Below are 25,228 nucleotides of genomic sequence, written 5' to 3'. Positions count from 1 at the left end.
AATCAAACAATCGGACGCTCGTTCTCGAACTGTTGATAAAATTGAACTTGATTTTGATTTTTCCGAGGTCAACCTTTCTAAGACATTTACACTTATCCACACGCTGTACCTTGAATCAGGTAATGCAAAGGAAAAATCCTCCTCTACTCTCGATTCAAAAGAGAAAATACCACCTTATCTTCAACTTTTTTTGCCTCTATTTATGGTACGGTTCGCCTTGATTGATCCTAAATTCATCTAGCTCTTTATATATATCTAAAAGAAACATATATTCATTTTCTTCTAGTGGTATTGTGTGTGCTATTTTATTCCTTATAGGAGTAAAATAATTAAGTTGCATAATTAATCTCTTAGGAATTAACAGTAAGTTCATATCTGAATACATTTTCAATGTACTGATTAGTTCATGGAAAAGTAGATTATCAAAAGATTTAACAGGCCTTCTATTGTTTATCTTTTTATAAGAAATTTCATACCAATTTGCTCCATATAAAAAATGCATATTTTTAGAAATAAATAATCTAATAAAGTTTTCAATTTCGTAAAATCTTCCATAAGCATAACTCATTTTTTCAACTTCATTTTTATCTAGCATAGAACACCATTCCAACCCCTTTAACTTTTTGTAAAATATATTCTTTCATCTACCTCATATTCAAAGGTTACGGCTTCAACTGTATCTGCTGGAACTTCCACCCAGAAAACAATTTTACGTGAAGTTTCTTTTTTGTAATCGTGGCTTGCGTCTTTCATTGTCCAGTTGCGTTCATAGATGCTGTGTGTGATTTTCATGAGGGATGGTTCTTCTTTGTTGTTTTTGATGGTGTATTGCCATTTTTCTGTACGGAGTCCTTGTTCATCTTTATAACTATCAATCTTATTTCCTTCACAGACGATATCAAAGGCGTCTCCGAGGTAGAGTTCTACGGTTTCGTTTTTAGGAGTATGATCGATCCGGTCTTCACCGATGAATTCAAGGCTTCCGCCGTTCCCATCCTCTTGATAGACCTTCACTTTTCCTTTTGGTAAAGGTAATCCTAGTTTTTGTGCTTGTTTATTTTCGAACTCAAGCTTTATTTCAGCTTTTTCATTGTAATGGTTGAATGAATAGTAGCGTTTATATGGAATCTGTTCTGCCTGGATGAAATTGATTTGCTTGGACTGGTTGTTTTTGAGCGTTGTTTTGTGTTGCAGTGTGTACATGTGGTAGTCGGCAAAGCTTTGTTCCTCGAATGATGGTCCTGAACTTTTTTCCATCGAATAGAGTACAGGTTCATCTGGCAGTGTGAACTCGTAATCCTCGAGTCGGTTCACATCCCCGGCAATGAGCTTCACTTTTACATTGTCGAAGGTGGTGCCTGCGTTGTTCTGGATGTTCACCCAGCCGGATAGATTGAATGTCTGGTCCTTCAGTTCGACGACATAGTTGGATTCCCATTCCATCCCTTTTGTCAGGTAGGATATATTGATTTGATCGGTTTTTGAAGGTCTGATTTTCCAGATAAGTGCCGGTTTGACAATCAGTTCGCCTGGCAGCTTCGGCAGGATCAGTTCCTCTTTCGGATCGAGGACGATTTCTTTCGTATCTGTATTTTCAAGAACGATGCCGTTTGCGACACTCAACAGCCGGTATTCCTTCCGCTCATTTTTCTCTTTATCATATAAAAACACGTTCTGGTCTATGTATTTCTCGAGCAGCTTCGATTTGCTGACAAGGTCGTAATCATAGTTCAATTCAAGGATGTTGAGTCCCTCGACGAGGATCGAATCGGTTTCGATCAGCTGCGCGACATCAAGGTATTGGATCTCCGTTTCTTCGCCTGTCAGTTCAATTTTACGCTTTTCTTTCACAACACCAAACCCATCGTTGTAAATCGTCAATGCCAGTTCTACTGCATCCTTGCTGTATGAACGATATGTCATGTTAAACCCTCCCCCTTTTCCTAATAATAACAGAAAATGGTGTTCCACTCCCATATATAAAAACCATACGATTCGTACAAAAACGTTAGAATTTTTAAAACCAATCGTATATTGTGATGCTTTTTCCTCTTATATATCATGAAGTTACCGAATTAATTTCTGTAAATTTTAAATATTGTAAATACTTTATGTTTCTGAGTGAAAGGCTGGATCTCCTAGTTCGTATGGCAATCAGATTCAATGATACAAGGTTTTTATAAAGGAAGGTTTGAGAGGGGGAAACTCATGCAACGTAAGAAATGTAATCGTCATGACGTTTTAAAGGATACGATTACGATCATTTTTGACGATGTATCCACACAGACAAGTTTTCTCATGGGAATAGGAGATCATGCAACCGCAGACGACGTCAACTTTATGGCGAAGTATGGTAAAGGCCTCATCTATTGTTGTATCACTGAAAAAATAGCCGAAAGCCTTCAATTGCCTCTTCTCCAGAATGGTAATGGGTTTTCCGAAAACACATTCAATAACATGACCGTCTCGATCGATTTCAAAACCTCCACAACAGGAATTTCTGCCTTTGAACGTGCGGATACCATAAGGAATATCAATTGTACAACCAATTCTGAAGACTTCAAACGACCGGGCCATATCTTCCCTTTAGTCAGCAATGAAACAAATCTAATAAGAAATGCTGGGATTGCGGAGGCTTCAATTGAATGGGCACGTTCCATAAAGAATGATCCAGACTATGAACCTACTACCTATGTGTGTGAAATCCTAAATACATCCGGTGAAGTTGCAAATCAGAAAGAAGTCAATGAATTAGCGTATGACCATGGACTAGATATTATAAAGATCAGTGAAATCATTGAAAGGTACTTACAAGAACATACTTCAATGAAAATCATTGAGCAAACGAAGTTCTCCATGTTCAACCAACCGTTGAACGTCTATCGGGTCAAAAATGAAATTTCACCAACTCCATTGACCGTTTACTTGAATCCAAGAAGTTCACCGATCACGAACATGATCTTTTATCAGGAATGTCTCGTTGGCGATCTATTAGGGTTAAAAAATAAATGCAATTGTCCTAAACATCTAAAAGGCCATTTAGTCAGTATGCTCAATGGAGAACTTGACTGTGTCATCTATCAAAGAAATGAGGCATCTTCCATTCCATCAAACTACAAAAATCTCATTATCAGTCAATTGCAGTACCTTTTCGAAAACGAAACGTACCAAACAGAGCCAATGACCAGTACTCACCTGATTTCAGAAGGAAGAGCCCTTTCAATCCATTAAAACGGAAAGCGCTCTCTAATTTATAAGGAGGAATCAAATTTATGCAAAAACAAGCTGTCAAAAAGAATGAACGGGTGGAAGAAGTATTTCAATTGTTTATTAAGCACATCCAAGAATTTTTAAATGAGGCAAAGCTTAACCACGAAGAATATACCAACTTTGTCAAATGGGCTGATCGGTTGGGACGAGCTGGCGAGCTGCCTCTCTTCGCAGATGTTTTCTTCGAAACACATGTGTTGAGAGCAATGTACACAGACAAGCCGGGAACACAACCATCTTTATTAGGTCCTTTTTTCATTGAAGGTTCCCCTTTATTAGAAAAACAGCCAGGTCAACCATTCGTTTTGACACAAAGGCCGGATGAACCGGGAGAAACGTTCTATTTTTCCGGGAATTTAAGCAATACTGAGGGTAAACCGCTGGCAAATGCGCATGTGGAAATGTGGCATAACGATCAGTCTGCTAAATATTCCGGCTTTGATTCTGACGCACCTAGATATAACCTGCGTGGGCATTTCTACACAGATGAGAATGGAGATTTCGAAGTGAAGACCATTGTACCGCTGCCATATCCGATTCCAACCGATGGTCCTACAGGAGAATTCCTTGAGTATTTGGACCAGCATCCGATGCGTCCAGCTCACCTTCATTTAAAATTCGAAGCAGAAGGACATGAAACCCTTATCACCCAGGTTTTCTTTGAAGGTGATGAATGGCTCGAAACGGATGTGGCTGACGGTGTCAGGGGAGACCTGATGACGGAGCTGGTCGATAAAGGCGATTATAAAGAAGCTTCCCTTAACTTTGTGATGCGCCCTGAATAACAAAATAGAACCGCATGGGTATGGGGCATTTTACGATGTCCCCTCCCCTTTTTTGTTTGCAGTGTATATAAATGGAGGTCCTATATGCCAACGATAAAAAGCCTAACCACGGAAATACTCGATATCCCGATCAAACGTCCGCACCAATTTTCCACTGTCCAAGTCTCATCTAAAAGTTTTGCCCTCCTTCGATTGGAATTAAGTAACGGGATCATCGGGGTCGGGGAAGGTACAACCCCTGGAATCTGGTGGAATGGTGAGAGTGTCGAAACGATGAAACTCGTCATCGACCAGTATGCTTCTCCTCTATTACTAGAGGAAGATCCGACTTATGTTGAAAAGGTATTACAAACATTGGATCGTCATATCCGTGGGAATGCTTTTGCCAAAGCTACGATCGAAATGGCCCTTTTTGATGCCTTAGGAAAAATGTATAGCGTTCCAGTCCATCAGTTGTTAGGCGGGCTTCATCAAGACAAAATTCCCGTACGCTGGGCGCTGGCTTCCGGAACCCCTGAAGGTGATATTGAAGAAGGAAAGGATTCCGTCTTATCCGGCCATTATCAGACATTCAAAACGAAATCTGGGAAAGAGGCGCCTGAAGATGATGCAAGACGTTCCATCCGTATTGCTGATGGCCTGAGGAACCATTCTACCATTGGTATTGATCCTAACGGTTCATGGGACCGGTTGACCACGATGAAATGGATGGATTCCTTTTTTGAAGCAGGCATCGATTTCCTTGAACAACCGCTACCGCCACAGGATATCGATGGCGCATCCCTGCTTTCTTCAATGAAAAAAGTGCCGATCATGGCTGATGAGAGCCTGGCCTCACCTCAAGACGCCTTACGCCTTGCGAAAGAAAAGGCAGCAGATATCTTTTCCTTAAAAATCCACAAATCCGGTGGCATGAAAAATACAGTTAAGATTGCAGGGATCGCTGATGCAGCTGGCATCCCATGTTTCGGTGGAACTTCCCTCGAAAGTTCAATCGGTACAGCAGCTTGCCTTCATGCCTATGGTTCCATCCCGAATTTGGACTACGGATGTGAACTGTTCGGGCCCGATTGGCTCGCCGACGATCCAGTGATGGAACCACTCTCTATTAAAGATGGTTTTATTTACGTTTCGGATCGACCCGGATTAGGAATTGAACTGGACGAAGAGAAAGTGTCCAAGTATCGAAGAAAGATCGAAAAGGAGCAGTGAATCATGGAACATTTACCACCTCCCTCTTTATCCTTTCTATGTGACATGGAATTGACTGTAGAGGGTGCCCACCTTCCTGGAAACACCCCTATTGGAAACCGCAGGATCATCCGAGTGTCAGGTGGCGCTTTACGGGGAGATCAATTGAATGCTGATGTCATTCCTGGCGGAGATGATTGGATTACTGTCCGTGAAGACGGAACGATTATTCAAGATGTTCGGATTCTATTAAAAACGGGAGAAGGAGATCTCATTATGATGACCTACCGTGGTATTCGTACTGGTGAACCTGAGACCTTGCAAAGGCTGGATAACAATGAACTTGTCGACCCTGGTGACTATTATTTCCGAACCTCTCCGATCTTTGAAACAGCTTCAATAAAATATGACTGGCTGAACCGCAGGATTTTCGTCTCCCGAGGCATCAGACTTCCCGGAAAAGTCAACTACTCGATTTATACCGTCGATTAGAAAGAAAAGCGCAAGCACCCTGTTCAGCCACGAAGGTCACTGGAAGTCCGACGAGGAGGCTGTCGCAGGAGGTCTAAAGTGGACCAAGTGGTTGGGCGATGGAGCTAGACATTACTTCACCGCTTATCTTTTAAAAGAAAGGAAGAGTCAATGAATGGAACGTTATGTAACGACTGAAAAGGGACAAACCTTCTATATCCATGATACCCCAGGTGAAAAAGGAACGATTATAGGGATCCACGGGCTTACTGGGAACCACCTGCAATTCCATCATTACAAGGAAGCTTTATCGGGATCCTATCGATTTATCAGTTACGACATCCGTGGACGTGGAAATAGTGATCCAGCAGATGCAAATACATCGATATTTACACATGCGGACGATCTTCTTGACCTCATCGATACGTTGAAGATCGATAAGCCGATCCTCATGGGCTACTCCATGGGGGCTTATATCGGCTCGATTGCAGCAAGCCGGCTATCTGATGTTGAAGCGCTCATTTTGTTAGATGGTGCCGGAGAGGCGGACAGTGTTACACGAGAACTGGTCCTCCCTTCGTTGAACCGGTTGAAAAAAAGCTACTCCTCTCCAGAAGAATATGTGGAAGAAACCAGGAAGCTATACACAAGCTTGTCCATAGAGTGGACAGATACCATGGAGGAGATTTTAAGGTATGAAATCAAGCGTCAGGGAGAGACATGGGAAAATAAATCTGATCCTTCCCTCCTTGAGCAAGATTTCGAAAGCTTCTATTCTTTTGCCCCGGAAAACATATTTCCTTCTATCAATTGCGATATTTTCCTTCTTATCGCTACCGGGCGATTGGGGAACAAAAGGGCATTGTTTCAGGAGTCTTCCTATACAAAAATGAATGGCTTCTTAAAGGAGTCGATGATTGAATACACACCAGTCAATCATTATGAATTGGTTTTCAATCGGCAACCTGAAATCTCCCAACAGATCCAGGGATTTTTATCAAGAAAAGGAGTGAACACATGAGCGCTACCAAAATAATGGAACCTGAAGATGCCATTCAGAACGTTAAAACAGGCGATATTCTGATGGTTGGCGGATTCGGTCTCATCGGAAGTCCGCTGACTCTGATCAATGAACTTACACGTCATGATGCTCGGGAACTGACAGTTATCAGCAACAATGTCGGAGAAAGTGGAAAAGGCTTAGGGATACTGTTACAACAAGGAAAACTTAAAAAAGCTGTCGGTTCTTATTTTACAAGTAACCGGGATGTAGCGAAGTCGTACAATGAGGGCAAATTGGAGCTTGAATTGCTTCCTCAAGGAACGTTTTCAGAAGCCATTCGTGCAGGTGGAGCCGGAATTGGTGGCTTTTATACAAAAACCGCAGCTGGAACGGATTTAGCAAAAGGGAAAGAAACGAAGGTCATCGACGGTGAAACCTACCTACTCGAAAAACCCCTGAAAGCCGATGTTGCGCTGATCAGGGCGTGGAAATCCGATATGAAAGGGAATCTCGTATTCTATAAAACCGCCAGAAACTTTAATCCTGTAATGGCAACGGCTGCTGACTATGTGATCGCAGAAGTTGATGAAATCGTTGGAGAAGGAGAATTGTCTCCTGAGGAAATTGTAACGCCTCATCTGTTTGTCGATGCCATCATCACCAGTCGTTTGATTTTGACGAAAGAAGGGGTGAAGGAAATTGGATAAGAAAGAACTGATCGCCAAAAAAGCCGCTGAACAACTAACTCCTCATTCCATCATCAACCTGGGGATTGGAATTCCTACTCTTGTCGCTAAATACCTGGATGAGGAAAACTATTATTTACACACTGAAAATGGCCTGCTTGGGGTGACCGATGTCGAAGAGGAAGATGTTGATCCGCTACTCGTCAACGCCGGAAAACTTCCAGTCGGTGAAGCCATTGGTGCATCGTACTTCCATAGTGCCGATTCGTTTGCGATGATACGGGGCGGCCACGTGGATGTCGCCATCCTTGGTGCCCTTCAGGTCGATTCCCACGGGCGAGTCGCGAATTGGGCGATACCTGGAAAAGATATCATCGGGGTCGGCGGGGCTATGGATCTGCTTGTCGGTGCTAAAAAAATCATCATTACAACCAACCATGTCGCCAAAGACGGATCACCCAAATTTGTCGACGAGTGCATCTACCCCATCACCTCGACACGTCGAGCTGACATGATCATCACCGACCTTGCCATATTCAAATGGAATGGAAATGGTTATGAACTTACAGAATTGATCGGCGATACAACGCTTGAAGAAGTCGAAGCCAACACGACCGCTTCCTACCATGTGAGTAGACAACTTCAACAAAAAGCGAATCAATTTTGAGTCGATGCTTTTTTCGCTGATTTCTTCTTGGTAATAGTCGTAGTCGGTTAACAGCTTGATTGAAGGAGGTTGTCCATATTGAATAAACTAAGTAGATTTTTCAACGTCTTATTAGACCTGATGGCTTCGATCGGGAAATCCATCCTTGTCATCATCGGTCTATTGATCATTATCGATGTGCTGACTTCCAATCTATTAAACCGATCCATCCCCTGGGTTTTGGAAGTTACAGAGTATCTGTTGGTGTTCCTTACCTTTTTAGGGGCAGCCTGGTTACTGAGGGAAGGTGGCCATATCCACTTTGACCTTGTGTTGAATCATGTACCAGATCGACTCAAGAACCTATTCGGATTAATCAGCTCCCTTATCGGTTTTGGCATTTCATTGGTCATCACCGTTTTTGGATTTCTAGCAACTCTGGAGATGTATGTCAAAGGGGTCCATACAGATGCTATTCTCCAAATCCCACGTTATTTATTGATTGTCATCATACCGATCGGTTTTATGCTTTTGTCCGTACAATTTTTAAGAAATCTCATGACGTTTTTACCAAAAATAGGGATTAGGAGTCGAATGTAATGGATTGGTGGATCGTCATCCTTTATATATTCGGAGCCCTTTTTCTGCTCTTTATCATCGGATTGCCAATCGCATTTTCGTTCTTGACAGTCAATTTGATTGGCGCTATGTTGCTTTGGAATGGTACCGCTGGAATCAATCAGCTTGTCTTGAATATTTTCGATTCTGTATCAAAGTTCTCTTTATTGCCTATTCCGATGTTCATTTTAATGGGAGAAATCATGTTCAGGACAGGACTTGGGGTCAAAGTATTCGAAACAATCGGTAAGTGGTTTGGTCGTTTGCCTGGTCGATTAAGCATTGTTGCGGTTGGAAGTGGTTCCTTTTTTTCTGTACTCAGCGGTTCAAGCGTAGCAAGTACCGCGCTATTAGGTTCCCTATTGGTACCGGATATGCAGAAGAAAGGCTATAGTCATACGATGTCAGTCGGTCCGATTCTCGGCAGTGCCGGTCTGGCGACCATGATCCCACCTACAGCATTGGGCATTTTATTAGCTTCATTAGCTTCTATACCTGTCGGTCATTTTTTAATTGCAATCGTACTCCCAGGTATTTTATTAGCAACCTTATTTCTCTTCTATATCGTCATTCGCAGTTTTTTACAGCCAGGCCTCGCCCCGACTTATGAGGTAGAAAAGATTCCATTGTCTGAAAAAATAATGGATACAGTAAAATACATACTCCCATTAGGGATCATCGTATTCCTCCTATTAGGTGTCATCATATTAGGGTTCGGGACACCTACACAAAGTGCAGCATTAGGAGCTATAGGAACTGTCATCCTATCCTATTTTTATGGTGGACTGACATGGAAAAGCATCCGGGATTCATTGACCGGGACCTTCAAGTCCAGTGTCATGATCTTCATGATCATTGTCGGTTCAACCACATTCGGACAAATCTTGAGCTATACAGGGGTCACCCAGGGGCTCGTCCAACTTGTAAGTAATTTGAATTATCCACCTTTGGTCATTTTAATTCTGCTACAGATCTCCTTATTGATTCTGGGTTGTTTTATGGAGCCCCTTTCGATCATGATGATGACCCTCCCAGTATTGATGCCGATCGCTGGTGGCATGGGATTCGACCCTTTATGGTTTGGTGTCATCATGTTACTAAACATGCAAATGGCTACCATAACGCCACCATTCGGAATGGATCTATTCGCAATGAAGGCTGTTGTGCCTGATGATTCAATTACAATGGTACAGATTTATAAATCGGTCATCCCCTTCATACTATTAAATGGGATACTGATGCTCATCCTGATCCTCTTCCCTTCCCTTTCACTTTGGCTGCCAAGCCTCATTCGATAACAAAAAATAGGTAAGAAAATCGAACAATTAAAAAATGAGCTGCTGAATTTAAATTCAACAGCTCATTTCTTTTGCACAGGGGTTTCGTTTCTTAATCCGGCTTTGTCGTCAACTCTCTTAATTTATCAACCAATTCAGGTACTTCTCCCTCTAAATGTTTCCACTCCGTTTCATAGGCCGTTTCCAGGAATTTTTCCGCTTCTGGCTCTGGCAATTCAATCAACTCGACACCATTTGCCTTCAATTCTTCAATCTCCTTCTTATCCTGTTTCTTGTAATAGTCCACCATATATTCCTCATACTCAGCTGTCGCCTCTATGATGGCTTTTTGATCTTCTTCTGAAATGTCTCCCCACTTGCTATTATTCATCAAAATTACGCAATTTTGAGTCCAGAATGGGTGATCCACTACATATTTAGTAGAATCTGTCCACCCATCTTTCCTTGGACCACTGAATCCCCCATAAACAAATCCCTTGACGACACCTGTTTGAAGCGAAGTATAAACTTCTGAAGGATCGATCATTTTGGAATTGATTCCTAATGCTTCAAAGAAACGATTGTAGTTAGGTGCAGAACGGATCGACATCCCTTTCAAATCGGATACAGCATCAATCGGTTCATTCAGCCATAATCTTGGAGACCCAGTAAGCCATCGTCCGATATACATCACGTCCAATTCCTTATGACGTTCAACCATATAGTCATAGAATCCCTGTTCACGTTCTTCCCACGGTTGGAATTGAGAAAGGGCTATACTTAAGGATTCAGGCATAAGGGATTGATATTGCCCAATGTAAGTGAAATTAATATCGATTGCACCAGATTGCATGGCTTCGAATTGTTCACCAATCGGAATGACATCAGCCCCGCCTCTCCAATTGACTTTCACTCTTCCATCCGTTGCTTCTTCCACCCTATCTTTCCAGTCATGTAATGTCGCTGTCAAAGGATGGTCCTTGGCTAAGAAACTGACTGCATTAAGCGTGATATCGGATCCTTCTCCACCTGAACTTTGCGCTGAACAAGCGGAAGATAGGACGAGTAAACATGTTAATACGACTAAATAGAATGTTTTTTTCATTTTCATGAACGCTTTTCCACATTCCCTTCGATTAATTCTGAATACGATCTGCTTCCTTGAAACCAGTCATTCCCTTATGAAACTGGTTATCTTCCATTAATCCTAAGTGTTTCATAAGGTCAATGAACTTTTGGAGGGTCTGGATTTGATAGTCATTGATCGTTGTTTCATCAAAGGAATAAAACCCCTTCCTCGCTTTCATGCCGATTTCCCCATCAGCCATCTTTTTCTTGATGATTTCTGGAGTTTCAAAACGGTCATCCTCCATTGAATGTTGCAAATAATTACTCGCATGGAATAGTGTGTCTGCGCCTCCCCAATCGATGAACTCCAACAATCCAAGCACTGCGAACCTGATTCCAAAACCTACCTTTGAAGCTTTGTCGATATCCTCTACAGAGGCTACTCCCTCTTCGACTAGACGGGATGCCTCATTCATGGCGAGCGCTTGGATTCTCGGAACGATGAAGCCTGGTGAAGGTTTGCATTCAACCGGAACCTTTCCTATGCTTTCAAGCAATGAAAACATTTCTTGCAAAGATTCTTTACTCGTTTCATTCGATGGACTTACTTCGACCAGCGGGATCAAGTAAGCTGGATTCAACCAATGTGTATTCATGAATCTTGCCTTCGTTGTCACAAATTCAGCTAGTTCATTTGCCGAAAAAGATGAGGTGGTAGAAGCGATCATCGCTGTTGGAGACAAATGAGGGCAAATACACTTGAAAACTTCTTCTTTGATTTCCAAAGCTTCCGGTACGGCTTCGAACAGTATCTCGGACTCCTTCCATGAAGCTTCATTGTCAGTATGGATGGAGGAGACTTCGATCCGGTCTAGAATGGCTGGAATAGAGTCTCGCAGGATGACGTCCCCTAAGACCAGGACATCCAGCTGATTTTTGATTTCATGGAAGACCGTTGTTTTCAATTGCTGGAATTCTTCTGTGTCTCTATTTTTGATATCCAGGAGTTTCACTTGATATCCTTGATAAGCGAATGTCAGGGCGATTCCTCTTCCCATCCTGCCTGCTCCGGCTATTGCGATTACTCCTTTACTGGGTTTCATATTGCTTTATTCCATTTTCCAAGATTTCTTTCAAATCCTCCTTCGACAGACTGGAAAGCTTCAGGTTTTCCATCGTTCTGCCGATTTCACGTAAATCCTTTTCCATTATGCTGGACGCAATGGCTAGTAACCCTGTCGCAGTTGGTGTTTTGATAGTCAACCAATCCCCAAGGGAAACGAGAAAGGCAAGGCCGCAAACGATATCTTCTTGCATATAACGATGGGTCTTCAAATCAAGTTTTTCATACCAATCTTCACCATCGACAAGCTCTTCGTGTGCCCCATCCCCGTACATCCATTCCTCTCCTTCATCGCTATAGTGATCTTCCAGTGGGAAGTGCGGAGGGTTGTACCCTAATGCTTCACGAATTTTGATTCGTTCCCCATCAAGAGACCTGTGGACGTTCCGGATAGACGGTTGTGTTCCTTCATCATGGATATCCCATTTTTCAAAATGTTCGATCGGGCCTGCATTCATGAGGATAAGGGGTGGGTGAATGATCGGGCCTGCATTCATCAGAGCACCATCGAGTGCATCTTCGATCGGTTCAATCGAAGGGTATGCCTTTTGTAGGATTCCAAAAGCATGGTCAGACTGGTCACTTGGGAATATGCCAGTAGGAAGTCGTGTGGCTCTGCCAGAAATCGAAACGGTTTGTTCATCATACTTTCTTGCCAAATAGGGAAGGGTCCCTGTTTCTGCAAAGACGACATCCGCATTACAGCCCTCTTCCACAAGGACCCTTGCCATCAAGTAACTGCCGAATGTCCCAGGTGGTAAAAAGATAACCTGGCCATCTTCCAATACAGGGGCAAGCCTCTTCGCAACCGTACGTTGTGTAAAAGCCGGTAAAGGAATGACAATGAGATCGGCTCCTTCCACAGCTTCTTTCAAATCTGATGTTGCCATTTTAAGGGGAACCATTCTTGTTCCCCTGGAATCTTTCACTTGGATAGCCTGACTCTCTAATACAGAGCGGAAAGCCTCTTGATTCCTTCTCCATAGTCGTACATGATGCCCCTTTTCGGTTAAATCGATCGCTGCCGCGTATGACCCGTTACCTCCGCCTAAAACTGCTATTTCCATAGTTCATCCCACCTCTATTTTTTGTCTATTCAGAATATTTTTCAACCAATTCATACAAGCGGTCACGGTATTCAGATCCAGGCAATCCCTTAGAATCAACCATTTCAACGACATCTTCCTGTATCTCTTTCAATGTTTCTTCCCACTTCAATTCCTCCTCTTGCGATAAAGAGATGACTTCTAAGTTTTCTGTTTCTTTACTCCACTCCATGGCTTCTTTTACGTGTTCATCTAAATACTTACCTGTGAAAATACTCATTTCTCCATTCAGTTCATCGATCACTTTTTTCACATCATCAGGTAACCCTTCCCATGTATCTTTGTTCATTACTGCTACGAAAGACGTTATTGTCAGTGGATAATCGGTTACATATTTAGCTGTTTCTGCTAATTTGAAATCCTTCAAGACTTCCCGTGAAGAAATATTTCCTTCAATGACCCCAGTCTGTAACGCTTCTGGCACTTCAGCCTGTGACATTCCGACAGGGGCAGCCCCTAGTTTTTTCATGACCGGGGTAAGGGCACCGGAAATCCTCAATTGTTTCCCCGATAGATCTTTCAGGTTTGAGATCGGATCTACCGATTGGATATAAGAGGGTTCAGTGGCGAAAGAAGTGATGATCTTAAAGTCACTCAACGCTTCTGGTGGATATTCTTCAATTAAATCGTTGACAACTTGACTGGCCACTTCTGAATTTGGATAGCCTGAGGGCAGATCTGATATTTCCAATAAAGGAAAACGTCCAGGCTCGTACGTTGTAGCTGTAAGGCCGATGTCAGCTGTCCCATTGGCAACTCCCTCAAACATGTTGTTCGCTTCTAATAACGAACCTCCGAAAAACAACTCGACTTCGACTTGTCCATCTGTCCTTTTCTCTAATTCTTCCGACCACTTTTTCATTTGCACTGCAGGAAACGTACTATCTGGAGCAAAAAAAGCATAGGACAGTTTGATCTTTTCCTTTTCTGCGTTTGCTGTCCCCTCTTCATTTGTACTGCAAGCAACTAATAAAGAAATGATCGTGACGGCCCAAACGACATTCCATAGGACTTTCACCAACTTTCGATTTGATCCCATTTCTATTCCAGCCCCTTTCTAACCCTGAGGGAGTTTCACGTAATTTTTATTTTTTCGAAGAGCTTCGATCCAGTTTTCAGCTTTTTCATAGCATTCACCAATTTGAAGAACGTTTCTATCGGAATAAGGTTTACCGATTAACTGCAGGCCGACAGGGATACCTGCTTGCGTGAATCCACATGGAACAGATAATGCAGGAAACCCAAGGATATTGGCTAGTGGGGTTTTACCCAGCGTAAACATATTGCTGATCGCTTGCTCCGGGACCATCGTTCCGATTTCAAAAGGTTCTTGAACATTCGTAGGGCCCACGAGTGCATCAATGTTTTCCATTTGCCTTAAGGTTTTCTTTATGAATTGTTTACGTATCCGCTGAGCATTTATATACGCTATTGCAGGTATATCATGGCCAAATCGGAAACGATACTTTAAATCTTCTCCATAAAGATGTCCATATTTATTTAACAGCGGTCCGTGAAATGAAAGTACTTCCGATTGCGCGATCGTTTTCAAAGCATCAAGTGCTTGTTCGATCAACGGCAGTTCAATAGGGATGATTTCGGCTCCGAGATCTTGCAATCGATCGAGAGCCTTCTCTATCACCCTTTTGACGCCAGGTTCTATTCCCGATAACATATAGCCTTCAGGAAATCCGAGTCTCATTCCCTTTAGATTTTCCAATGGAATGACCTTTGCCTCCTCCATCTTTTCAATCTTCTCTTTCATTGTTTCAAGCATGATGACTGCGTCATTGACTGTCCTCGTCATCGGTCCTACATGGTCGAGTGACCAACTGAACGGAAAGCTTCCTTTTTGACTGACCAGATTATAGGTAGGTTTAAAGCCAACTGTTCCACACATTGCAGCTGGCAATCTGATTGAACCAGCCGTATCTGTCCCGATTGCACCGAATGCCATTCCAGCAGCAGTCGCCACTGCTGAACCACCACTGGACCCGCCAGGTATCTTCTTTAAATCCCACGGATTCCGTGTACTTCCATAATGAGGATTTTCTGTTGTGGCACCCATGGCAAATTCATGCAGGTTCGCTTTCCCGATAATAATTGCCCCTGCATCTTTAAGTTTTTGAACAGAGACAGCATCCCGATCTGGCATCCAATTTTCGAAAATTTTAGAACCCCCGGTCGTCCGGACCCCTTTTGTTTGCAGGATGTCTTTGACGGCAATTGGTACTCCGTGGAGCCGGCCCTTATATTTCCCCTCTTGGATCTCCTGTTCTGCTTGCATGGATTGGGCTAATGATTCCTCCACCATCACCGTAATAAAGGCAGTGAGTGTCGGATCATGCTCCTGGATCTGATGGAGTGTCATTTTCGTCAATTCGACAGGTGATAGTTTCTTCGTTTTCAGTAATCCACTGACTGTATGGATGTCCGTAAACAATAGTTCATTCATACTCATCATCCTCAATTTCTTCAAACAAAAAGGTAAAAGCAGGATCAGCGGTAAACATTTCAACTTCCTCTTCCTCTAAAATATCTTTCAAAAAATCGATTAAACTCACATAATATCCTCCTTCTCCCAAGGTATGTAAAAGGAAAAATCACACGAATACCAAAATGATTTGCGGAAACATGATAAGTAAGCTGATAAAAATGATGTAGGTGACAAAAAAGTAAGCCGTTCCTTTGAACACAGTAGTGATAGGGGTATCCGGGGTCATCCCCTGGACAATGAAAGCATTGATTCCGACAGGAGGGGTGATTGCCCCTAAACTAGTGACGACACAAAGAAGGACCGCAAACCATACAGGATCATAACCTAATGCGATCACCATCGGATAAAAAATCGGGATTGAAATGATTAGAAATCCGAGCGCATCCATAATTGATCCGCCTATGATATAAATCAGCAGTACAGCACATAGAACAACAATTGGCTGGACAGGCAATTGGCCCACCCATTCTGCTACTGTGAATGGCAATCTCGTTATCGCTAAAAAGCGACCGAACACCATCGCTGCCACCACTAACATCAAGACCATCGCCGCTGACTTAAGCGTTCCTGCCATTGCAGATTTAAAACGTTCCCATGTCAGCTTTTTCATCAAAAGAGAAAGGACAATTGCGCCAAACGCTCCAAATGCACCTGATTCTGTCGGCGTAAACCAACCTAAATAGAGACCTCCGATGACAAATAAGAACAGTAATCCAATCGGGATGACATCTTTTAACGAGTTGATTCTTTCCTTCATATTCGAGCGTTCACCAGAAGGACCGTAATCCGGGTAGAGACGGCATAAACCTAAAACAGTTACAATCAACAAAAGGGTTAAAAAAATACCTGGGATGATACTGGCAACGAATAAATCCCTGACTGATAGTTCCATCTGGAGGGCCAGGACAATAAGAACCGTACTTGGCGGGATTATGATTCCAAGTGTCCCCCCTGTCGCGATGCTTCCAGTGCTAAGCGCCTTATTGTATTTGTATTTATCCAGCTCTGGGAGAGACATCGTCGCCATGGTCGCAGCAGTTGCAGAATTTGAACCACTGATCGAGGCAAATCCTGCACTCGCTAAAATCGTGGTACTCGCCATACCACCACGAAAATGACCAACCCATTTGTACGCTGATTGAAATAGCTTTTCTGTCACACCTGTGCGAAAAATGATTTCCCCCATAAAAATATAGAGGGGGATCACACTTAATGAATAGCTTGAAAACTGGTTCCATAAATCAGCACTCAGCAGGTTATAAGCTGCTCTGGGCGAGGCATAGATCAAGACACCGAAGAAACCGACAATCATCATTGCAAAGCTGATCGGCAATCGTAAGAACATTAAAGTGAATAGGACTACGATACCTAGAACAGCTAACATATTCGCATCCATCAGGATCCCCCTTTCCAAATTATGATGGTCTCTTTAATGAGGGCTAGCAACAAACCTAGAAAGCCCAGTGAACAAAAGATGACAATAGGATAAAACGATACTCTCATTGTTGGTGAGACTACCCCATTTTCCATCAAGTTGATTCCATATAAAGCGATTTGCCATCCAGCTATGCTAAAAAATGCAATACTTACTAAATTCATGAATGTATGGAGAAGTTGTTGTACAGCCTTCGGAAATTTCTTATACAGCAAGTCAATAAAGACATGCCCTTTGTGTAACTGTGCGTATCCTAATGAGAAGATCGTCGTTACAGCACCAAGCCAGCTTACAAGTTCTACCGTTCCAGCAATCGGGTCAGAAAATAATCTCTTTATAGAATTGAACACGACCAAAAGAATCATCATCAAAAGAGTAGTCCCAGCCAATACGGCTGAGCCTTGATTCAATCGATCGATTATTCTAAAAAAAACACTCGCTTTCTCAGTATTCATCATCGTAGGTTCATGGATTGTTCGAGGGACTTCTTGCTCTAACGGGACGGTTTGCTTATCTTCCATTCGTTTCCCTCCTGGCTGAATGATTCATTCACTTTCTTTGTTATACTTTTCAATCAGTTTTTCCATTTTTTCATGGTACTCTTTAGCTGGAAGGCCCTGGCTCTGAACCTTTTCAACATAATCCACTTTCATATTTTCTAATTTTTCATCCCATTTACCACTGTCCGAAAGTTCAACGATTTCATGATCATGATTTTCTTTACTCCATTCAAGAGACTCCTGCACATGTTTATCCAGGTATTCTCCAGTAAATACAGTCATTTCATGATTCAATTCATCAATTACTTGTTGGACATCTTGCGGAAGGCTTTCCCATGTGTCTTTATTCATGACTGCGACGAACGTATTCAAAGCTAAAGGATAGTCTGTCGTATAGTTGACCATCTCCGCTAATTTTGCATCCTTTAATATTTCTCTTGATGAGACATATCCATTTACGATGCCGGTTTGTAATGCCTCTGGAACTTCAGCCTGTGACATTCCGACAGGTGCCGCGCCCAGCTCTTCCATAATTGGGGTTAATGCACCGGCAATACGGAGTTGTTGACCTTTGAGGTCATCTAAAGATGTGATGGGTTGTTTACTTTGAATATAGGCAGGTTCTGTGGCGAATGTGGTGATGATTTTAAAATTTTCAAGGGCTTCAGGGGGATACTCGTTTACAAGATCATGGACTACTTTGCTTGCAGAGGTTGCACTATTATAACCAGATGGCATATCAGAAATGGCGAGTAAAGGAAATCTTCCTGGTTCATAGGAGGTTGAGGTCAATCCGATATCAGCTGTACCACTTTCTACTCCGTCATACATATTATTCGCTTCAAGTAACGATCCACCATGGAAAAGTTCCACTTCCACTTTTCCATCTGTCCGTTCTTCCAAGCGTTTTTTCCATTCTTCCATTTGCACCGCCGGGAAAGTATTGGCTGGAGCAAAAAATGCATAAGTCAACTTAATCGTGTCTTCACCTGCATTCGTAGTACCTCCTCCACAAGCAGACAAGATGGAAGTTACCAAAACGGCAAGGATCAAATATAGACATCTTTTCATATACCCACACCTCTTCATCTCTTATTTTTTTTCTAAAAGAAAGAACGGGCGGCCAATAGAAGCTTCCAACCGGAAATAACGGTCAAGACCGGCTGCTCTGAATGAGTGGGTCATATCAGTGACAGTCTGTAAATCAGGGATGTTGTAAAGAAAACAGGCATGCCAATTGGAAGGACCAGCGTGTCCAGCAGTTAAAATATCTCGATCAAACGTTGCCAGTAACTCTGAACCGTTTTGTTTCCATTCTTCTAAAACGTTGTTAAGCTCCGGTAAGATTTCCTTTTCCTTTTGTTCCTTTGTCGTATCAAACCAGCCCGTGGACTCGAACGTCATGAATACTCGTAGTGGAGTAGGTACTTTAGGAGCACCATGTTTAATTTCTCCCATTCTATTCATCTCCTTTTTCCTTTTCATTTTTTGAATTCAGGTTCATCGCATCAACAAGCCACCATTTATATCAAACGTCGCTCCTGTCGTGTAACCTGCCATATCCGATGCTAGATAGGAAACGATATTCGCTACCTCTTCGGGTTCTCCAAAACGTTTTACAGGGATACCAGCTTTCATTCTTTCTAATTTTTCCGGGGCGATTTTATCCATTTCAGGAGATTTCACCGCCGCTGGTGCCACAGTATTGACCGTGATTCCAAAATCAGAAAGGGCCCGGGCAAATACTTTTGTCAACGCTAATTGTCCTGCTTTAGAGGCACAGTAATGAGCGCCGGAAGTCAGCGGTCCGGCTTGTCCACCGTAGGATGAAATGTTGATGATACGTCCATGCTTTTGATCTTTCATAACATTTGCGACAGCTTGTGAGAAAAAGAACGTCCCACCAAGGTTGACTGATAGAATCAAGTTCCATTCCTTTTCATCAATTTCTTCAATTGACGTTTCTTTCCGGATTCCTGCATTGTTGACTAGAATATCGATACGCCCCCAGGTATCAAGTATGGTTCTTACACCGTGTTTGATTTCAGTTACATTGGAAACGTCCATACTCAAAAACATTGTTCTTTTTGAGATCGCTGAATCCATGAATCTAGATTCTTTTATTTCATTTAATCGGTTTTGGTTCTTATCTATGAAAACGACCTTCATTCCATCCGCAACGAACTTTTTGGCTATCGAAAAGCCGAGCCCTTGGGCTGCCCCTGTCACAATCGCTACTCTCTCGGATTCTTCCATGTGGCTCCACCTCCTATCTGCTAGTCTTTTAAAATGGTTTTCATGACGTTCATCGTGTTCCGGCCAGCTACTTTTGCAATGTCTTTTGTCGAATAGTTATGTTTGACCATCCAGCCGATCATATTTTTCATAGCTTCTGTCGGGTTCTCCGCCCCCTCCACATATGATGATTCATCAAATGTTTCCCCACCATGTGATTTTGAAATGCTTAACATCGTATCAAACGCATGTTGAAGGGCGACGTGATCCCCGAAAAATGTATCTGGGCCAAAACCAACATGATCGATCCCTACCAGGTCTTTTATATACTCGAAATGTTCCATGACCGATTGAAGAGAATGTGTAGGAGAACGTTTTGTCAGTGTCGTGTTCGGCGCCGCACATATCCCGATAATTCCTCCTTTCTCAGCGCATGCTTGAAGAAGATCATCTGGTTTCATCCTGGGCGTATTCCAGAGGGTCCTTGCTCCTGCATGTGTGATAAATACAGGATCACGACTTGCCTCTATGACATCCAAGCTGGTTTGATCTCCGCAATGGGATATATCAATCATCATTCCGAGTTTGTTCATACGTTCTATGACACGATGCCCAAAATCAGTCAAACCTCCATCCTTCTTTTCAGAAAGGCCTGATCCAAGGGTGTTCGAATGGTTATATGTAATCCCCATGCACCGAATCCCTAATCCATAAAGAATATCCACGCGGTCTATTTCATTTTCTAATATATTTGCCGCCTCAAGGGAGGGTAAGATCGCCGTTTTCCGCTGTCTCTTCGCTTTTTTCAACTCTTCATATGAGCTTGCCAGAAATACAGTGTTTTGCTTTTGTATATCTGCATATCGGATTCCTAATAAATAGATGACGTCATCCCATTTCAAGCCATACTTAGAGTTAATTATGGAGATCCCATCCATGAAATTCTCAATGATTACATCAATCCCTGATTTCGCAATTCCTTCATAATGAAATGCTGTGTGAAGCTGACTGCAATAAGAAAGAATGTCTTCATTATTCGTCGGTACGATGAACCCATGGTCTCTTAAAGATACAATGGGATGTTTCATAAAAATCGTTTCCAGCTTCTGTGCCTCATCTTCAGTAAGTTCTAATGAATAAGGCTCCACTCTGTTTACTTCTGTAGCTAGGTCATATTTTTCAAAATCTTGGTTTTCAGTCAGGTAACTGAATGATTGATAGCCATCATACTGCTTTTCATTCATCAGCTCTTCACTACTTTTTCTTTCTTCTGGAATTGTTCTTTTAGTGGCAATGCTTCTTTCCATGTCTTTTCCCGATCATCATAAACGCCATCACTATATAACGTTTTCAGTGATTCATTTTCCAACTTGATTGGGTCGTAGCCTTCTTGTAATCTTTCTACTTGCTGGAAGAGCAGGCTCCTCATCTTGATTACGGGTAAATCACTTGTACCTAAATGTTCATTTGAACGATCTACGATTGGACCCATCGTCTCAGTTGCGGCATGGTCCTGATTTGCGATCCCACGGATTCCAGTAAAGTTATGCGTTTTTTGCAACTCCCGTTCCAGCCCATAGTGATTTTCAAGGTTCTTCACTTTCCTCATATCCTCGTTCAATACTAAACCGCGGCGGTCATGCTGTGCCTGAATATCAATCTTGTGCTCATGTGAAAATTGGACATCCCAAGACCATGTACTATAATCATCCCGGGGAATGAACGCATGCCACATCCCATCCTCACCGCTAAATCGTGGCGGGAATGTATAAAAGGGAAAGATATAGTGAATTTCCATAAATGCATTTTGATCTTCTTTACCAAGTCCTACAGCTATACAACGTTTTCCGTAATTCGTATCTTCAACTGCCTGTTTTACTGGCGGATTTTTGACAAGCGGGTGTTCAGGGTCAATTCCTAAATCCGAACTCAAGATCCCTTCTTTTACGGCTTGAGAACCATGCGCTTTATGTAAAAAAGCTGCATGTACAAAATCAACGTCATTTTCCATTACTTGTAGATAGTTGCACTCTTGCCATACCCTTTCAACGAGTTTATTTTCATCTGGTAGTCCCATCCAATAAAATTCAGGAAAGGGTGGTTGCTTCTCCTCAGGGCCCATGTATGTCCAGATGATGCCGCTTACTTCTTTGGTGGGATAGCTTGTTATATTTATGGATTGCCTGAACTTTCCGTCTTTTGCTTCAGAAGGGATTTCCGTACATTTTCCATCTGTATTGAATTTCCATCCATGGTACATACACCGGATTCCGCATCCATCATTAATCCCATAGTAGAGAGATGTACCTCGATGTGGACACCTTTCATCAATTAAACCGACTTTACCCACCGTATCCCGAAAAGCAACTAAATCTTCACCTAATAACGTGATCCTTTTAGGGCTTCCATCACTTTCTAATTCATCGGACTTTAAAGCGGGAATCCAATATCTACGGAATAAATCACCCATTGGAGTTCCTTTATCCGTTTGAGTCAAGAGTTGATTTTTTTCTTTGGATAACATCTTCAAACCTCCTTATAGAAACGCGCTATTTACAACTACATCGTTTTTTCTGGTTCTTTCATTCGGTTTAATTTCCCACGAAAAAAAAGAAGTGGTTCCGCTTGCTCATCGATTACTGTATCCTTTACAAGGCCGGTCACAATATAATGATCGCCTCCTTCAAGGATCGAGTTCACGTGGCATTGGAGGGTAGCTAAATTATTTTTTAATATCGGTACACCATCCTCAGTCAGATCGTACGAGCAATCTTTAAATTTATCCTCCGATTTCTTTGCAAAACGCCAGCAATCATTTTCCTGATTCTGTTGTAAAATATTAACGACGAATGGGCGATTATGTTTAAAAGCTCTCATACTACTAGCTGTTTTATCGATACAAATCAGAATCAATGGTGGATCCAAGGATAAAGAGGAAAAAGCATTGGCTGTCAAACCGATCAGTTTATCCTCAGTCTTAGAAGTGATGACAGTAACACCTGTCGCAAATTGACCTAGTGTTTCCCGGAATTTTTTTGAATCCATACATACTCCTCCTTTATTCTTATTATTTTTTAATGAAAGGTCAGTCAAAACTTCCCGAGCATCAAGAAAATCTGGAGTGAAAGTTGTACTTCGAACCGGCAGTTGGAATTTGAGAGATCAATATTGAGTAACTCTTCTATTTTTTGTATTCGATATCGCATTCCGCTGATTGATAAAATCATTTCACGGGCCGTTTTATGAAGGTTGAACTCATTTTGGGTATAATGAAATAACGTTTGAAGCAGCTCTGAATTTTTATTTCTATCGTACTCCAAAATAGGCTGTAAATTTTCTTCGGCAAATTTTTTTAATTCTTCGGGTTCTCTTGCATATAAAAATAGTGACAAGTGACCTAATTCATTCGCTAACATAATTCGGGATGAGGAAAATCTTATTTTTGCCAGGTCTGCTGCTTGCTTGGCTTCTTTTGCCCGATGGTAAAAATCCGGAAGTTCTGTTGTCTCCTCACTGACTCCTATATAAAACCTGCAATTGGGATTATCAAGTTTCCGTAAAAGTTGACCTGCAAACTTCTTGATTGATTTACCGTCACTCTTTATCAACTTTTTTGAAATGATGGCCTGGACCGTATTCCATTTGGTTAAAATAAGCATATTAGAACCGAATTTATTTTGTTCTTGATAAAAATTATTGAGCTTATTCCGAATTTTCAATTGTTCTTCATTATCCACTTCCTTACCACCCTGATCCTCCATTTTTATATGTAACACGTAATGAGGGGTGGTAAGATCATATCCAAGATAAGAAAAACGGTTATATATTTCCTGTACGTTCGTTTCTTTACTATTCAGTAATTGCTCGAGTAACTCTCCTTTTAGACGTTGCTCTGTCTCAATCGCGATCCTTTCATATTGAATTTGTAATGAGGCCACCATGGCTACTCTTTCAAGTAAATCTCTATAAAAAGAATTCAATTTTTTATTTAATGCTACGGTAAGGAAGCCGTAAATCTGGTTCCGTACCGAGATTGGGATGGTGACTAATTTAAACGTTTGACCAGTAAGCTCTGCTTCGACAACATCATTAAGAGAAAGCTTCTTTTCAATACCTTTTAACGTATTCCTGGCTGTAATGAATTTTTCCATTCCTGGTGTTTGCTCAAAAGAAGCGATTTCTTTGAAATGTTTATCTTCTATCAACACATTACAATGTAATTTTTCACCTAAGATTTTTGCAAAGCCATCCATCCCTTGACCCTTTAAGAGTGCATTGTTCAGACTGCGACTCAATGAATAACCGATTTCGAGTCTTTCTTTTTGTTGTTCTACTTTCCGGTACATCTGGTCCAGTTCACCAGACATATCATCATCTTCATAGTAGAAGAGCTCTTCATCGATCTCCTCGCCCCAATCTTCAGCTGCTTTTCCTATATAGCTGCAGTAGTCGTCCCCTTTGCCCTTACATCTTGTTTCTTTAAAGATGATTTTCTTTCCCATGCATGCACTCGTGTACCCACTCGCATAACCAGCCAAGTAATAGCAAACCGGTTCATTATGGGCAGGAAAGTAATTCAAGTGCTGTTTTGCTTCATAAGAATCCATCCAGTAACCTGAAACGTGGAACTCACCCTTCTCCATATTCACTTGAAAACTTTCAGGATAAGAGTACGTTCTACCTGTCAAATAATGCAGCTTCGACCCTGCAACAAGCCAGTCCATTTTACTTTCCCAATTGATCGAATCTTTAAGGACTCGGGCTTCATGTTCACCACATTTGTACCCATAGCGTAGTAGGAACCTCTTCGCTCTTTGAACACCAAGTGCAGTAATCAAATCCTTTCTAAGTAATCCCCATGCATCCGCACTTGATAAGATCAACTCCAGATCCTTCCACTTTTGACCGGTTTCCTCAGAGACATTAATTAGATGGTTCAGTGTAAAATTACTAGCTTTGACTTCCACAACAACGCCCCTCACCTTTATTATTTTGACTATTATTTATATTCTGACACTTGCTGACAAAATAATAAAGGCTCTGCTTAACTCCTCCTTTTCCAAATTGTGGTCTTTTCCTATTGACCTTGATAGGATCGTACGTTTGCAAATTATCCAAATATTGAATAATGATCCTTCGTCGTTTGACAATGTGTTGGATTCCATAATCGAAGAACCAGTTATCAATTACATTAAAAACGCCTCGATTTATTGAGAAATTTTCCAGACACCAGTCAACAAATTTTTTATCTGGTAAATGTATAGGGAATTCAGTGTGAATTTCATTTTTAGATTCGCTTGAAACTTTCATGATAGCC

At 41.9% G+C, this 25,228-nt stretch carries 26 protein-coding genes; 9 read left to right on the top strand and 17 right to left on the bottom strand.

Annotated features, from left to right (window positions below):
- Positions 1-196: 196 nt before the first annotated feature.
- On the bottom strand, positions 197-595 hold the full coding sequence (locus KOL94_RS00470) for a hypothetical protein (protein ID WP_221563156.1): 399 nt from the start codon (positions 593-595) through the stop codon (positions 197-199).
- Between the two features lie 20 nt (positions 596-615).
- The gene (locus KOL94_RS00465) at positions 616-1,923 is read right to left on the bottom strand and encodes a DUF4139 domain-containing protein (RefSeq protein ID WP_221563154.1); all 1,308 of its coding nucleotides are present in this window, start codon (positions 1,921-1,923) and stop codon (positions 616-618) included.
- A 285-nt stretch (positions 1,924-2,208) separates the two neighbouring features.
- On the opposite strand from KOL94_RS00465, the gene KOL94_RS00460 reads away from it, so the two are divergent.
- The 9 genes from KOL94_RS00460 to KOL94_RS00420 all read left to right on the top strand — a co-directional run bounded on the left by KOL94_RS00460 (position 2,209) and on the right by KOL94_RS00420 (position 9,968).
- A complete protein-coding gene (locus KOL94_RS00460; RefSeq protein WP_221563152.1) occupies positions 2,209-3,231 on the top strand; it encodes a 3,4-dihydroxy-2-butanone-4-phosphate synthase in 1,023 nt (340 codons plus the stop codon).
- Positions 3,232-3,272: 41 nt separating this feature from the next.
- A complete protein-coding gene (locus KOL94_RS00455; RefSeq protein WP_221563150.1) occupies positions 3,273-4,055 on the top strand; it encodes a dioxygenase family protein in 783 nt (260 codons plus the stop codon).
- 84 nt (positions 4,056-4,139) lie between these two features.
- On the top strand, positions 4,140-5,267 hold the full coding sequence (locus KOL94_RS00450; protein ID WP_221563148.1) for a muconate/chloromuconate family cycloisomerase: 1,128 nt from the start codon (positions 4,140-4,142) through the stop codon (positions 5,265-5,267).
- Positions 5,268-5,270: 3 nt separating this feature from the next.
- Positions 5,271-5,738, top strand: a complete 468-nt coding sequence (locus tag KOL94_RS00445; RefSeq protein ID WP_221563147.1) for a DUF3237 domain-containing protein — start codon at positions 5,271-5,273, stop codon at positions 5,736-5,738.
- 154 nt (positions 5,739-5,892) lie between these two features.
- Positions 5,893-6,738, top strand: coding sequence for an alpha/beta fold hydrolase (locus KOL94_RS00440; RefSeq protein WP_221563145.1), 846 nt, complete (start codon positions 5,893-5,895; stop codon positions 6,736-6,738).
- Entirely contained in the window at positions 6,735-7,427 is a 693-nt protein-coding gene (locus KOL94_RS00435) for a CoA transferase subunit A (RefSeq protein WP_221563143.1), read from the top strand. Before KOL94_RS00440 ends, KOL94_RS00435 begins: the two co-directional genes overlap by 4 nt.
- Positions 7,420-8,073 (top strand): 3-oxoacid CoA-transferase subunit B, encoded by a 654-nt coding sequence (locus KOL94_RS00430; RefSeq protein WP_221563142.1) that lies wholly within the window; start codon positions 7,420-7,422, stop codon positions 8,071-8,073. Before KOL94_RS00435 ends, KOL94_RS00430 begins: the two co-directional genes overlap by 8 nt.
- A gap of 78 nt (positions 8,074-8,151) precedes the next feature.
- Positions 8,152-8,652 carry a TRAP transporter small permease gene (locus KOL94_RS00425; RefSeq protein ID WP_221563141.1) on the top strand — a complete coding sequence of 167 codons (501 nt, stop codon included), beginning with the start codon at positions 8,152-8,154 and terminating at the stop codon, positions 8,650-8,652.
- A complete protein-coding gene (locus KOL94_RS00420; RefSeq protein ID WP_221563140.1) occupies positions 8,652-9,968 on the top strand; it encodes a TRAP transporter large permease in 1,317 nt (438 codons plus the stop codon). The genes KOL94_RS00425 and KOL94_RS00420 overlap by 1 nt, the downstream gene beginning before the upstream one ends.
- A 91-nt stretch (positions 9,969-10,059) precedes the next feature.
- Here the strand turns inward: KOL94_RS00420 and dctP are convergent, their stop codons facing one another.
- The 15 genes from dctP to KOL94_RS00345 all read right to left on the bottom strand — a co-directional run bounded on the left by dctP (position 10,060) and on the right by KOL94_RS00345 (position 25,221).
- The gene (gene dctP, locus KOL94_RS00415; protein WP_221563139.1) at positions 10,060-11,058 is read right to left on the bottom strand and encodes a TRAP transporter substrate-binding protein DctP; all 999 of its coding nucleotides are present in this window, start codon (positions 11,056-11,058) and stop codon (positions 10,060-10,062) included.
- 25 nt (positions 11,059-11,083) lie between these two features.
- On the bottom strand, positions 11,084-12,118 hold the full coding sequence (locus KOL94_RS00410; RefSeq protein WP_221563138.1) for a 3-hydroxybutyryl-CoA dehydrogenase: 1,035 nt from the start codon (positions 12,116-12,118) through the stop codon (positions 11,084-11,086).
- Positions 12,105-13,205, bottom strand: coding sequence for an NAD/NADP-dependent octopine/nopaline dehydrogenase family protein (locus tag KOL94_RS00405; RefSeq protein WP_221563137.1), 1,101 nt, complete (start codon positions 13,203-13,205; stop codon positions 12,105-12,107). Before KOL94_RS00405 ends, KOL94_RS00410 begins: the two co-directional genes overlap by 14 nt.
- 25 nt (positions 13,206-13,230) lie before the next feature.
- Complete coding sequence (locus KOL94_RS00400; protein ID WP_221563136.1) at positions 13,231-14,283, bottom strand: TRAP transporter substrate-binding protein; 1,053 nt, start codon at positions 14,281-14,283, stop codon at positions 13,231-13,233.
- An 18-nt stretch (positions 14,284-14,301) separates the two neighbouring features.
- Positions 14,302-15,699 (bottom strand): amidase, encoded by a 1,398-nt coding sequence (locus KOL94_RS00395; RefSeq protein WP_221563135.1) that lies wholly within the window; start codon positions 15,697-15,699, stop codon positions 14,302-14,304.
- A 148-nt stretch (positions 15,700-15,847) separates the two neighbouring features.
- Positions 15,848-17,137 (bottom strand): TRAP transporter large permease, encoded by a 1,290-nt coding sequence (locus KOL94_RS00390; protein WP_221563133.1) that lies wholly within the window; start codon positions 17,135-17,137, stop codon positions 15,848-15,850.
- Complete coding sequence (locus KOL94_RS00385; protein ID WP_221563131.1) at positions 17,137-17,697, bottom strand: TRAP transporter small permease; 561 nt, start codon at positions 17,695-17,697, stop codon at positions 17,137-17,139. The genes KOL94_RS00390 and KOL94_RS00385 overlap by 1 nt, the downstream gene beginning before the upstream one ends.
- 24 nt (positions 17,698-17,721) lie before the next feature.
- A complete protein-coding gene (locus KOL94_RS00380) occupies positions 17,722-18,747 on the bottom strand; it encodes a TRAP transporter substrate-binding protein (protein ID WP_221563129.1) in 1,026 nt (341 codons plus the stop codon).
- A gap of 21 nt (positions 18,748-18,768) precedes the next feature.
- Positions 18,769-19,134, bottom strand: coding sequence for a hypothetical protein (locus tag KOL94_RS00375; protein ID WP_221563127.1), 366 nt, complete (start codon positions 19,132-19,134; stop codon positions 18,769-18,771).
- Between the two features lie 42 nt (positions 19,135-19,176).
- Entirely contained in the window at positions 19,177-19,932 is a 756-nt protein-coding gene (locus tag KOL94_RS00370) for an SDR family NAD(P)-dependent oxidoreductase (RefSeq protein ID WP_221563125.1), read from the bottom strand.
- 20 nt (positions 19,933-19,952) lie between these two features.
- Complete coding sequence (locus KOL94_RS00365; RefSeq protein WP_260412146.1) at positions 19,953-21,218, bottom strand: dipeptidase; 1,266 nt, start codon at positions 21,216-21,218, stop codon at positions 19,953-19,955.
- Positions 21,155-22,435 (bottom strand): Rieske 2Fe-2S domain-containing protein, encoded by a 1,281-nt coding sequence (locus KOL94_RS00360; protein ID WP_221563119.1) that lies wholly within the window; start codon positions 22,433-22,435, stop codon positions 21,155-21,157. The genes KOL94_RS00365 and KOL94_RS00360 overlap by 64 nt, the downstream gene beginning before the upstream one ends.
- 35 nt (positions 22,436-22,470) lie before the next feature.
- Positions 22,471-22,956, bottom strand: a complete 486-nt coding sequence (locus KOL94_RS00355; protein WP_221563117.1) for a flavin reductase family protein — start codon at positions 22,954-22,956, stop codon at positions 22,471-22,473.
- A gap of 44 nt (positions 22,957-23,000) precedes the next feature.
- Positions 23,001-24,878, bottom strand: a complete 1,878-nt coding sequence (locus KOL94_RS00350; RefSeq protein WP_221563115.1) for a XylR N-terminal domain-containing protein — start codon at positions 24,876-24,878, stop codon at positions 23,001-23,003.
- Positions 24,862-25,221 (bottom strand): hypothetical protein, encoded by a 360-nt coding sequence (locus KOL94_RS00345; protein WP_221563113.1) that lies wholly within the window; start codon positions 25,219-25,221, stop codon positions 24,862-24,864. Before KOL94_RS00345 ends, KOL94_RS00350 begins: the two co-directional genes overlap by 17 nt.
- Positions 25,222-25,228 lie beyond the last annotated feature (7 nt).

It is taken from the genome of Alkalihalobacillus sp. TS-13, from assembly GCF_019720915.1.
In the GTDB taxonomy this organism is placed as follows: Bacteria; Bacillota; Bacilli; order Bacillales; family Fictibacillaceae; genus Pseudalkalibacillus.
Note: the sequence above shows the minus strand (reverse complement) of the source record. Positions and strands in the feature narration are given on the sequence as shown.